Origin of the sequence: Clavibacter michiganensis (genome assembly GCF_016907085.1) — a bacterium.
GTDB lineage: Bacteria > Actinomycetota > Actinomycetes > Actinomycetales > Microbacteriaceae > Clavibacter > Clavibacter michiganensis_O.
Map to the genome: position 1 here is coordinate 2438897 of NZ_JAFBBJ010000001.1, position 12462 is coordinate 2451358.

At 71.5% G+C, this 12462-nt stretch carries 8 protein-coding genes; all 8 read right to left on the bottom strand.

Features of this window, described 5'->3' with window-relative positions; genetic code table 11:
- Positions 1-140: 140 nt before the first annotated feature.
- Complete coding sequence (locus tag JOE38_RS11460; RefSeq protein WP_204576402.1) at positions 141-806, bottom strand: TetR/AcrR family transcriptional regulator; 666 nt, start codon at positions 804-806, stop codon at positions 141-143.
- Positions 803-2863: a CocE/NonD family hydrolase gene (locus JOE38_RS11465; RefSeq protein WP_204576403.1), complete on the bottom strand. Its 2061-nt coding sequence runs from the start codon at positions 2861-2863 to the stop codon at positions 803-805. The genes JOE38_RS11460 and JOE38_RS11465 overlap by 4 nt, the downstream gene beginning before the upstream one ends.
- Positions 2860-4593: a dipeptide ABC transporter ATP-binding protein gene (locus JOE38_RS11470; protein WP_204576404.1), complete on the bottom strand. Its 1734-nt coding sequence runs from the start codon at positions 4591-4593 to the stop codon at positions 2860-2862. Before JOE38_RS11470 ends, JOE38_RS11465 begins: the two co-directional genes overlap by 4 nt.
- On the bottom strand, positions 4590-5471 hold the full coding sequence (locus JOE38_RS11475) for an ABC transporter permease (RefSeq protein WP_204576405.1): 882 nt from the start codon (positions 5469-5471) through the stop codon (positions 4590-4592). The genes JOE38_RS11470 and JOE38_RS11475 overlap by 4 nt, the downstream gene beginning before the upstream one ends.
- On the bottom strand, positions 5468-6487 hold the full coding sequence (locus tag JOE38_RS11480; RefSeq protein ID WP_204576406.1) for an ABC transporter permease: 1020 nt from the start codon (positions 6485-6487) through the stop codon (positions 5468-5470). Before JOE38_RS11480 ends, JOE38_RS11475 begins: the two co-directional genes overlap by 4 nt.
- Positions 6484-8130, bottom strand: coding sequence for an ABC transporter substrate-binding protein (locus JOE38_RS11485; RefSeq protein WP_204576407.1), 1647 nt, complete (start codon positions 8128-8130; stop codon positions 6484-6486). Before JOE38_RS11485 ends, JOE38_RS11480 begins: the two co-directional genes overlap by 4 nt.
- Before the next feature lie 100 nt (positions 8131-8230).
- Entirely contained in the window at positions 8231-8953 is a 723-nt protein-coding gene (locus tag JOE38_RS11490) for a hypothetical protein (RefSeq protein WP_239544818.1), read from the bottom strand.
- A gap of 64 nt (positions 8954-9017) precedes the next feature.
- Entirely contained in the window at positions 9018-11006 is a 1989-nt protein-coding gene (locus JOE38_RS11495) for an amino acid transporter (protein ID WP_204576408.1), read from the bottom strand.
- Positions 11007-12462 lie beyond the last annotated feature (1456 nt).

Below are 12462 nucleotides of genomic sequence, written 5' to 3' on the forward strand. Positions count from 1 at the left end.
CTCCGGGCGTTCGGCGGGCGGTCGGCGTCCCGCGCGCCCTCGGGCCGCGTCGCCTCGCCCATCATGCCCGCCTCCGCGGCGGGCGGCACGGTGGCGGCACGGTGGCGACACGGTGGCGGCACGGCCGTCTCCGCGTCGGCTCAGCGGAAGAGCGGCGTCCCGTCGGCGAGCTCGGCGTCGAGGAAGGTCCAGATCCACGCCAGCGCGCGCGTGTTGTCGAGGCCGGGGACCTTCTGGGAGAGCTGGGTCGCGATCCCGTCGCTGTAGGCCGCGAGCTTGAGCGCGACCTCGGGCGCGTCCACCGCCCGGAACGCGCCGCCCTCGACGCCGCGGCGGATGGTGCGGACGAGGCACGCCTCCCACACGCGGATGCGCTCCAGCCGGTCGGCGGTCAGGCCGGGCTGGCGCGCGACGGCGGTCCAGTAGTCCGACCAGAGCCGCCAGTGCGCCTCGGCGTCCTCGGCGCCGGTGAAGAGCGGCTCGACCAGCAGGCGGATGCCGTGCACGGGATCCGGATCCGCGTCCACCTCCTCCACGATCGACGCGTAGAACCGGTCGGTCTCGAGCACGACGACCTCGTCGAGGATCTCCGTCACGCTCGCGAAGTGGTACGTCACCGTGCCCACCGAGACGCCGCCCTCGGCCGCGATGTCGCGGAGGCCGGTGGCGGTGAGACCCTGGCGGAGGATCACCGCGCGCGCGGCCTCGACGATCATCGCGCGCCGCACCTCGGGCTTCTCGCGCTTGCCGCCGCGGCGGGCGGCGGTCGCGGTCGCGGTCGTGCCCGCCCCGGTGCCCGCGCTCACGCGGACGTCCGCGGCACGAGGTCGTCGAACACGCGGTCGGCCACGAGCACCTCGGGCGCATCCGGGCCGCCGTCGCGCGCCCAGGCCTTGAGCGTGTTCACGACGCGGAACGCGTCGGCGTCGGCCGTCACGCGCGACGTCGTCTCCAGGCGCGCGCGCCAGCCGGGCTTCTCGAGGCCGATCGCCCAGCGCGACTCGGCGACGGCCGACGTCGGGTCGCCCTCGGTGATCCGGTACGTCTCTCGGCTCGACTCGGTGAAGACGAGGCCGTCGGGGTAGATCCGGGATCCGCCGTAGCCGGGGTCGACGTCGAGCGTCCACTCGCCCGTCGCGACGTCGTGGGAGACGCTGCGCTCGGGCAGGCCGGAGTCGTCGGGTATGCGCTCGATCGCGATGGGCGTCGACCGCTCGGCCTCCTCGAAGCGCACGCCGTCGTCCTCCGCGCGCGTCCAGACCGGCAGGGTCACGGCGCTGCGGGAGGGCGCGACGACGAGGGTCGCCTCGCGGGCGTGCGGCCAGATCCACGGCCAGTACGCCGACGACACCGCGATCCGCAGCCGGTGCCCGGCCGGGAACGCGTGCCCCGTGGAGACGAGCGCCACGCGCACGACCTGCTCGGAGCCCGGCACCATCGGGTCGTTCCGGGAGCGGTCGATCCGCGAGTTCAGGTTGAGCGCGCCGCGCGTCACGAGGGTGGACGCGCCGTCGGGCGCCACGTCGCAGAGTCGCACCACGAGGTTCGCGTCGGGCAGGTCGCTCGTGACCGCGAGGTCGACGAGCACGTTGCCGAGCACGTCGAGCGGCTCGTCGAGCAGCAGGTCGAAGCAGACGGAGAGGCCGTCCTCCGCGCGCTGGTCGGGCGGCAGGTCGGTCGCGTTGCCGAAGGGGAAGAAGCGGCCGGCGTCGAGCCCGGTGCGCTGGGGCGAGCGCACCACGACGGCGTCGCCCGCGGCGGCCGGCCCGTGGAACGCGGACAGCGGCAGCACGGGCTGCGCCGCGACGGACGCGGGCGGCGGCCACGACTCCGCGGCGACCCAGCGCCCGGTGCGCTCGGGGTAGCTCGTGGCGGGCGGCTCGGAGTCGCTGACGAAGGCGCGGAGCGCGGGATCCGCCTCCACGCCGGTGTCGACGCCCTTCAGCCAGCGGTCCCACCAGCGCAGCGTCTCCTGCAGGAAGCCGATCGACGGGCCCGGCGTCAGGCCGCGGTCCGGGTACTGGTGCGACCACGGGCCGACGATGCCCTTCACGGGAGAGGACAGGTTCTCGACGAGGCGCAGGACGGCGTCGCGGTACGGATCCGCCCACCCGCCGACGGCGAGCACCGCGGCGTCGATCGAGGAGTAGTCCTCGGACACGCTGCCGTGCCGCCAGTAGTCGTCGCGCTCCTGGTGCGCGAGCCAGGTGGGCGTCATCGGCCGGTTCGCCTCGAGGCGCTCGCGCCAGCGCTCGACCCAGCCGGCGCCCACGACCTCGGGCCGGGGCGGCCGGGAGTTGAACGCGAACATCGTCGCGCCCCACGCGGCCATGTCGATGCCGAGCACCGCGCCGCCCATGTAGTGCACGTCGTTGTCGAAGCGGTCGTCGGTGGAGCACACCGTGACGACGGCCTTGAGGGCCTCGGGGGCGCGGGCCGCGAGCTGCAGGCCGTTGAAGCCGCCCCACGAGATCCCGAAGATCCCGACGGCGCCCGTGCACCAGTCCTGCGCGGCGATCCACTCGATCACCGCGACGCCGTCGTCGAGCTCCTGCGCGGAGTACTCGTCGACGAACAGGCCGTCGGAGGATCCCGTGCCGCGGATGTCGACGCGGATGGACGCGTAGCCGTGCGCCGCGTACCAGGGGTGCCGCTCGCTGTCGCGCGGGGCGGTCCAGTCGTCGAGCCGGTAGGGGAGGTACTCGAGGAGCGCGGGCACGGGCTCGTCGGTCGCCGGCGCCCAGATGCGGGCGTGCAGGGGGGTGCCGTCGGGCATCGGGATCCAGACGTCGCGATGCGTCACGCCGTCCGACGTCCCGGTGTCGGCTCCGGTCGGGCTCGTCCCTCGTGCGGCGTCGGTCATCGTGCGTCCTCCCAATCCCGGATCCGGTGCCCGTCGCCGAGCTCCCTCCACCCGCCACCGGCGGCGTCGCGCCAGGTGGCCGTCACGTCCTCCACCCGCGGCAGCTCGGTGGCGCCCGGTTCGAGGGTCGCCGCGAGCAGCTGCCGCGTGTACGGGTGGTTCGGCCCGCGGAACACGCGCTCGGTCGGGCCGATCTCCACGATCCGCCCGCCGGTCATGACGGCCACGCGGTCCGCGACGCCGCGGACGACCGCGAGGTCGTGGCTGATGAAGAGGCAGCTGAGGCCCTTGTCGCGCTGCAGGGTGGCGAGGAGATCCAGGATCTCGGCCTGCACGCGCACGTCGAGCGCGGTCGTGATCTCGTCCGCGATCACGAGCTGCGGCCCTGCCGCCAGCGCCCGGGCGATCCCGACGCGCTGCCGCTGGCCGCCCGAGAGCTGGCTCGGAAGCCGGGCGGCGAAGTCCGGCGACAGCCCGACCTCGGTGAGGATCTCTCCCACGCGCTCCGCGGACGCGCGGCCCGTGAAGAGCTTGAGTGGCCGGGCGATCGCCGCGCCGACGGTCCGCCGCGGGTTGAGCGAGGTGTCCGCGTTCTGGAACACGAGCTGCACCGCGCGCCGCAGCTCGGGCGCGCGGCCGGCGACCGCCGAGGTGAGGTCGCCGGAGACGCCGTCGCCCTGGAAGCGGAACGTGCCCGACTCGGTGGGCACGAGACCGGCGAGGGCGGTGGCGAGCGTGGTCTTGCCGCTTCCGGACTCGCCGACGACCGCGAGGGTCTCGCGCGGCGCGATGGTGAACGACACGTCGGACACCGCGGGCGGCAGGCTGCGGCCATACCGGACGACGAGGCCGTCGGCGACGACCATCGGGGTCACCGCGTCGTCGGCGTCGGCCGGGGCGACCGGACCGGCGCCACCCGGGATCGCGGCGAGCAGCTCCCGCGTGTATGCGTGCTCGGGCGTCGCGAACAGCTCCGCGGTCGGCCGGTGCTCCACGATGACGCCATCGCGCATCACGGCGATCTCGTCGACCATCGTCGAGACGACGCCGAGGTCGTGGCTGACGAGCAGCACCGCCATGCCGAGCTCGCGGGCGAGGTCGCGGATCAGGGTCAGCACCGCCGCCTGCGTCACGACGTCGAGGGCGGTCGTCGGCTCGTCGAGCACGAGCACGCGGGGGCGCGCGGCGACGGCCATCGCGATCGCGATGCGCTGCTGCTGCCCGCCGGAGAGCTGGTGCGGGTAGCGCCGCACGATGGTCGCGGGATCCGGCAGGCGCACGAGCCGGATCAGCTCCGCGACCCGCTCATCGTCGCTCGGCAGCCCGTGGCTCTCGAGCGCCTCGCGGAGCTGGCGGCCCACGCGCATCGAGGGCGTGAGCGCCTGGCCGGCGTTCTGCGCGACGACCGCGGCGGTGCCGCCGCGGAGCTCGCGCGTCGCGGCGGGCGAGAGCGCGAACACGTCCTGGCCGGCGACCTCGACGGATCCGCCGACGATGCGGGATCCGCGGCGCAGGTGCGCGAGCAGCGTCCGCGCGACGGTGGACTTGCCGCTGCCCGACTCCCCGACGAGCCCGAGCGCGCGTCCGGCGCGGATCTCGAAGCTCACGCCGCGCACGACGGGCACGTCGGTGCGCCCGGCCGCGTACGAGATGGCGAGGTCGGCGACGCGGACGACGGTGCCGAGCCGCACCTGTCCGGTGAGGGTGTCCTCGACGTTGCCGGGCATCATGCGATCCCCCTCTGGGCGCGGTCGACGCCGAGCGACTTGCTGAGCCCGTCGGCGCTGAGGTTGAGGCCGACCACGAGGGTCGCGAGCGCCACGATCGGCGCGAGCGTGCCGAGCGGCACGACCGTGAGGGCGGTGCGGTTCTCCTGCACCATGAGCCCCCAGTCGGGCGTCGGCGGGTTCGCGCCGAAGCCGAGGAAGGAGAGCGAGGAGATCAGCAGCACGATCCACGAGGCGCGCATCGCGTACTCCACGAGCACGACGTCGAGCACGTTCGGGAGGATCTCGCGGAACACGATGCTCAGCGGCCGCTCGCCCCGGGCGCGTGCCGCCGTGACGTAGTCCTGCGTGATCACCGTCCGCGCGGCGCCACGCACCACGCGCGTGACGGCGGGCGCGTACACGACGGTCACCGCGAGCACGATGACCCCGAGACCGGATCCGAAGACCGTCACCACCACGAGCAGCGCGAGGATCGACGGCACGCTCAGCAGCGCGTCCACGATCCGCATCACGACCTCGTCGAGCCAGCCCTCCGCGTACGCCGTGACGCAGCCGACGACCGTGCCGACGGCGACCGCGATCGTGGTCGCGAGGAAGGTGACGACGAGCGCATACCGGCCGCCGTTGAGGACGCGGGAGAGCACGTCGCGGCCGTACTGGTCGGTGCCGAGCCAGTGCGCCCACGTCGTGCCGGAGAGCACGTCCGTCGAGTCGGTCGCGACGGGGTCGTGCCCGGCGATCCACGGCGCGAGCACCGCGAGCACGACGTGGATCGCGATGATCCCGAGCCCGACGGAGAGCGCCGTCGACGCTCGGAGCGGGGTGGTCCACCCGCGCAGGCGTCCGCCTCGGCGGGTGGGCAGGGGCGTCGCGGTCATGCGCGGGCCTTCCGTCGGGTGCTGGGTCGGGCGGCGGATCGGGCGGGCCGGGTGCGGCGCGCGCTCTGCCGGGTGCGGAGCCGCGGATCCAGCGCGAGCGCGACGAGGTCGGCCGCGAGGTTGCAGACCACGTACACGGCGGCGCTCAGCAGCGCGATGGCCTGGATCGTCGGCAGGTCGCGCGTGAAGACCGACTCGAGCATGAGCTTCCCCATGCCCGGGTAGTTGAAGACGTTCTCGACCACGACGACGCCGCCGAGCAGCCACGCGACGTTGAGCGCGACCACGTTGAGCGTCGGCAGCAGCGCGCTCGGCACCGCGTGCCGCCACACCACCTGACGCGTGGTGAGGCCCTTGAGCTCGGCCGTGGTGACGAACTCGGAGGCCATCACGTCGATGGTCGAGGAGCGCATGGTGCGCACGATGTAGGCGGCCATGGCGAGCGTCAGCACGATCACCGGCAGCCACACCGAGGGCAGCAGCTCGGCGACCGTGGCGTCGCTCCCGCGGAGGACCACCGCCGGGAAGACCGGGATCGTGATCGCGAACAGCAGCACGAGCACGGTGGCGACCATGAACTCGGGGACGCTCATCACGACGAGGCTCACGATGCTGATGACCGAGTCGCTCGTGCGGCCGCGGCGGACGCCCGCGATGACGCCGAGGGTGAGCGACAGCGTCACGCCGACGAGCATCGCCGGCACCGCGATGAGCATGCTGTTGCGGAAGGCGACGAGCAGGGCCGGCGCGACCGGATCCCCGCTCACGAGCGAGGTGCCGAAGTCCCCGCGGGCGGCGCCGAGCAGCCAGTCGCCGTACCGCAGCCACACGTTCCGGTCGAGCCCGAGCGACTCGCGGAGGGTCGCGACGGCCTCGGGCGTCGCGTCCTGCCCGAGGAGCTGCTGCGCCACGTCGCCCGGCAGCAGCTGGATCGCGAGGAACACGAACAGCGACGCGAGCACGATCGTGAGGATCGCGGTGCCGAGGCGGCGCAGGACCTGCGCGGAGATGTTCATCGACGGAATCCGATCTGGAGGTGGTCGAACTCGAAGCCGAACTCGCGGTAGTTCACGACGTCGCGCGAGATGCCCACGAGCCGGTCGCCGAACATCGGGGTCATGTCGGCGCTGTCCTCCACGACGATCCGCTGGGCGTCCTGGTAGAGCATCCGCCGCTTCGCGTCGTCCATCGTGGCGCGGGCGTCGTCGAGGAGCGCGTCGAAGGTCGGGTTCGACCACGCGCTCTCGTTGTAGGAGGAGCCGGTGCGGAAGATCTGGTTGAGCAGCTGGTCGATGGGCCGGCCGGTGAACCAGTAGCTCACCATCAGCGGCTTCTGCATCCAGATCTCCGTGTAGTAGGAGTCGGAGGAGGCGTTCGTCACCGTGAGGTCGATGCCGGCGGCCTTCACCTGGTCGCGGTAGGCGACCGCCATGGGCGTGAACACCGACTCGTAGCTCGAGGTGTGGATCGTCGTCCGGAGCCCCGGGACGCCCGCCTTCGCGAGCAGCGCCTTCGCCTGGTCGGGGTCGTAGGCGCGGTGGACGTCCACGAAGGCGGCGAGCGACGGCGGGACCGGGTTGTCCCAGCCGGCCGTGCCGGTGCCCTGCAGCGCGGTCGCGAGGATCTGGTCGGGGTCGTAGGCGAGCTTCATCGCCTGGCGCACGAGCGGATCCTGGAACTCGGCGCTCGTGGCGAGCATCGGGATCGTGTACCACTGCGCGTTCTCCACCCGCGCGACCGTGGCGCGGCTCGACGCGGAGACGACGCGGGCCGTGGCGAAGTCGAGGTTGGTCTGCGAGATGAGGTCGATCTGCCCGGCGAGCAGCGCGTTCACCCGGGCCGTCGTGTCCTGGATGGAGGAGAAGTCGATGCCGTCGAGCACCGGCCGGCCGGCGAAGTGGTCCTCGAATGCCTCGACGCTGCCGGATCCCGCCGGGTGGAACGACGAGAGGCGGAACGGCCCCGTGCCGATGCCGGTGCTCCCGATGGTCGCGATCGCGTCGGCCGGCACGATGTAGCACTGGTACGCCGTGAGCAGCGACGGGAACTCGGCGTTGGGGGTCTTCAGCTGGAAGACGAGGGTGTGCGGATCCGGCGCCGACATGCTGCCCGGGTCGAGCATGTCGCCGAGCACGCCGCCCTGCGGGGACGCCGTCGCGGGGTCGATGACGTGCTGGATCGAGGCGATCGCGTCGGCCGCCGTGAAGCGCGTGCCGTCGTGGAAGCGCACGTCGCGGCGGAGCCGGAAGGTCCAGGTGACGCCGTCGCCGCTCGCCGACCACTCCTCCGCGAGGTCGGGGATCGTCTCGCCCTTCTCGTCGAGCTTGACGAGCCGGTTGTAGAGGGCGCCCAGGTACTCGTACGCGGAGAGCGAGCTGGCGGAGTCGAGGGTCTCGGCGGCGGATGCGGCCGGCCGGGCGACGCGGAGGCGACCGCCCCGCACGGGCGTGCCGGTCGCGGCGGCCTCCGGGATGGTCGTGCTGCTCGCGCCGGTGCTGCATCCGGTGAGGGCGAGCAGGCCGAGGCCGGCGATCCCGGCGGTGCCCGCGAGGACGGCGCGGCGGCTCGGGGTGCGGGGTCGCTCGGGGCGGTCGGCGATGCGGATGGTGCGCGCGCTGGCGCCGGCGAGCGTGGTGCGGGTGGTGACGATCGATGGCATCGGGACGGGCCCTCCTCGTTATCGTTCAGGTGAACGATAGGGGAGATGCGGGCCCCTGGCGAATGCGGGGGCGCGGCGCGAGCCTCGCGCTCCGCTCCTGTCAGTCCTCGCCGACGTCCGCGCCGGCGCCCGTCGTCGCGGTGCGGTGCCGTCGATGAGGGAAACCGAACGCTGTCAGGAGGAGCAGCGCAGCGAACGCCCCGCTGGCCGCCGCCGTGACCGCGCCGGGATCGTCAGGGATGCTCACGCAGAGACCTCCGATCGCGATGAGGAACACGGCCGCGAGGACGAGGGGGGATCGCCGGGCATCCCGGAGGCCATGGAGGTGGGGCTCTCGTCCAGGAGATGGCGCTCCCGCCGACGCGCGTGCTTCACGCGTGTCGAGGATGATCGACAGGCATGCTGCGGTCCCCGTGGTGATCAGCACCGCCGCCACGTCATCGCGTCGGACGAAGGCGATCACGCCCGCGACGGCGAGGATCAGGGGGTGCAGCTCGAGGTAGACGGTGGACCTTCCCGGCCCCGGAGTCGCGGCACCCCGCCCTCGTCGGCGTTCTCGCGTGCTGACGAGGAAGGACGCGAGATACCAGCACGCACCGAGGGCCATGACGCGGGACACCGTCTCCGACATGACGAGGCCCAGCGTCGCCGTCGTCGCGAGCGTCAGGTAGTAGAGGATGCGGGATGGCGTCGACCTCATGCGCGATTCGCGTGCTCCGTCCACGCGAAGCCGCCTCCGCCGCCGATGCGCGTCTGGTGGCAGGCGGCGAAGGATCGGCGGATGGGCATGGGGTTTCCGTTCGTCGGGGATGCCGGTCGGCATCGCCCGCATGCTAGGACACGGATGATCGGGTCACGGAAGATCGCTCCACAGGGGGGTGCGTCCCTCAGCTCACGTGCACATCCGGCCGCCTGGCCCGCACCGGCTCGGCCCGCCGCAGCACCTCGCGCGTGACCGGGGCGACCTCGCCCGTGCCCGTCACGAGGAAGCGGAGGAGGTTGCCGACGGGCGACCCTTCCGTCCACTCGAAGTAGACGCCCGGCTTCACTCCCGTGAGGTCGCGCACCGCGAGGAGCACCGCGGCGATCGTGTTGGGGACGTTGCCGCTCGTGACCTGGAGCACGCGGAAGCCGCAGCGCACGATGCCGCGCACCACGAGGTCCTCCTCGAACTCGGACGAGTCGCCCGGGGTCACCTCGAGGAAGATCACGGGGGCCCGGGCCGGGATCCCGCTGTCGCGGCGCTCGTCGCTCGCCTTGCGGCGGTACTCGGCGATGCGCTCCTCCTCGGTCAGGGCCTCGTCGGGCTCGTCCGGCTCGTGGGCGATGATGCTCACCGCCCCGTAGTCCTCCGCATCCTCGATGACGAAGGCGCGCGCCTGCTCGTCCATCGTGAGCGAGGTCGCGCGCAGCTGGAACGAGCGCTGCACGCGGCTCACGATCGAGACCACGAGGATCCCGAGGATGAACAGCGCCGCGATCCGCACGCCGTCCGGCCGCTCGATCACGTTGACGACGGTCGTGTACGCGAACACCGTCGCGATGACCGCGAAGCCGATCGTGCGCTTCCGCTGCCCGGCCTTCCTCGCCGAGAGCGTCACCGCGACCGAGGCCGAGGTGATCAGCACGAGCACGCCGGTCGCGTAGGCGCCGGCCTGCGCGTCCACGTCGGCCTGGAACACGAGCGTCACGATCACGGCGATGGCCGTGAACACGAGCACGAGCGGGCGGACAGCCGCGGCCCAGTGCGGCGCCATGCCGTAGCGCGGCAGGTAGCGCGGCACGATGTTGAGGAGCCCGGCCATCGCGGAGGCGCCCGCGAACCAGAGGATGCAGATCGTGCTGATGTCGTAGAGGGTCCCGAAGCCGTCGCCGAGGAACTGGTGCGCGAGGTACGCGAGCGCGCGGCCGCTGGCCTTGCCGCCGTCCTGGAACTCGGCCTGCGGGATCAGCAGCGTCGTCACGAAGCTCGACGTGATGAGGAACGCGCTCATGATGAGCGCCGCGGTCGCGAGCAGCCGCTTCGTGCCGTGGATCCGCGCCCGCGGCACCCCGTCAGCGTCGTCCTCGCCGCGCACCTGCGGCATCACCGCGACGCCCGTCTCGAAGCCGGAGAGGCCGAGCGCGAGCTTCGGGAAGACGATGAGCGCGATGCCCACCATCACGAGCGGGTTGCCGTGCTGCGCCGTGAGGGCGAGCCACCAGTCGTCGATCACCTGCAGGTTGCCGGCGACGTGGAAGAGGGAGACGACGATCACGATCGCGTTGAGCAGGAGGAATGCGCCCACGAGCACGACCGCGATGGAGATCGCCTCCTTGAAGCCGCGCAGGAACACGAACGCGAGCGCGGCCAGCAGCACCAGGGTCAGCAGCACCTCGTTGCCCTGGAACCAGTCCGGGGCGAACGGGTTCTCGACGGCGTGCGCGGTCGCGTCCGCCGCCGACAGCGTGATGGTGATGAGGAAGTCGGTCGCCGCGAACCCGAGCAGCACGAGCACGAAGAGCTTGCCGCCCCACCAGGGGAGGAGGCGCTCGAGCATGGCGATGGATCCCTCGCCGCGGGGGCTCTCGCGCGCCACCCGCCGGTAGACGGGCAGGGCGCCGAGCAGCGTCAGGAGGATGAGGACGAGCGTCGCGAGCGGCGACAGGAGCCCCGCCGCGACCGCCGCGATGGCGGGCTGGTAGCCGAGCGTGGAGAAGTAGTCGACGCCCGTGAGGCACATGACACGCCACCACGAGTGCGTCTTCTCGACGGTCTCGGCGTGCGGGCCGGGGTGCGCGCCGGACGCGCCGGGCAGGCCGTCGAGCAGCCACGCGGTGATCCCGTCGCGGGCGCGCCGCTGCTCGGGCGCGCGCAGCAGCTTCGGCGCGCTCACGAGCGGGCCGCCGAGTCGGCGGTGCGGAGCGGGGACGTCATCTGACCGTGATCCGGGCAGTGCACGGGTGATCCTCCTGAGGCGGCGCCGGGACCCCGTCTCGCGGATGCGACGGTCGGGCCCGGCAACATCGTCGGCCCATCGTGCCACTTCCGGGCGGGAGGCGGGTGGGCGTGGAGGGTGCGGTCATGCGGGGGACGGTTCGCGGATGGTCAGTGGGTCGCTGCACCCGCGTGCGAGGACCGCGACGCCGTCCAGAGATCCGCCGACTGAGAGCTTGTAAGTACACGCCACGAGGATCGGAGCTCGGAAAGGTGCCCCCAAGCCTCGGTCTCATGCGCGCCCTTCGCCTGGTGAAACAAGGGCTCCATTGGGTGGGATCCGTCGCCAGACGCGGCTGGTCGACTCCTAGATCGGGCCGTCTAGATTCCTAGGGGCCGGGGTGTCGAGGTGAGGGCCACTCGATTGTGGCGCCAGCGGTGCGAATTGCATCGACGATCAGTCGAGTCAGAATGAAGGTTTGATCAGGATCGTCTGCGCCGAGGAGTTCATTGTAGTGGTCAAGCGCTTCGCGTACCAATTGGCGTTGCGCCGTATAGGTAGTGGGCCATGGTTGGCTTGCAATAGTTGCGCTTAAGCTCGAAACCATCTCCCATCTTGGTTGAGTTCGAAGGGTTTGCTGATGGTCGCTACTGAAGATAGCCTTTGTGATTACTGCTTGAAGTGGTTTGGTCGAAGCTGCCTCAATCGAGGTGACGACGGAGTCCAAAACGCGCCAGGCTCTACGCGGTGAGGAGTAGCTTCGTCGGCGCCCAGGCACCTGCGCGGTGGCGCGAAGGATTGTGAATCCTTCTTTCGTGCGTCTCCCTGGGGCAAGGAGTAGCCAAGGATCTACCAAAATGCTAATGCGGGAATAGGGCTCGAGGCGGAAGCTGTCTACACTGCTGACAAATCGGTTGGGCTCGAAGTCTGTAAGTTCGTACGGGGGAAGCCCGAAGTGATGCCATTGTCGCCTGAAGCGGCGACGGGCGTCGCTGCGCTTGGCTACTTGTATCGACGTGACGGTGATCGCTAAGCGGCCGACATTCTCGAGAACAATCTCGGCAAGGTCGACCGCCGTGCCTCTATTGGCACTTTCATTTAATTCGCGAGCTCGTTTTGTTCGGTAGGGCCACTCTCCCGAGTCGACTGAGTGAACAATGCCACCGAATGGGTCATGGAGTAAGGGTCTCAGTGTGACGCGGACACGACCGCCGTCAAGGTAGCGGGATAGCAGCTGTGCAGAGAGAGCAAATACGGACAAGATCAGAGCTGCCATTGCGACCGGGTCTAGGCCGCTGTCTGCAGAAGCGTGGTGCGTGAGGTGCATGCCTCACAGTAGCGACTGGTGGCCATCGTGGCCGCGGTCGGCGCGAGCGTTTGCGTTAATACATGCTCTATGGGGTTCGTGGTACGG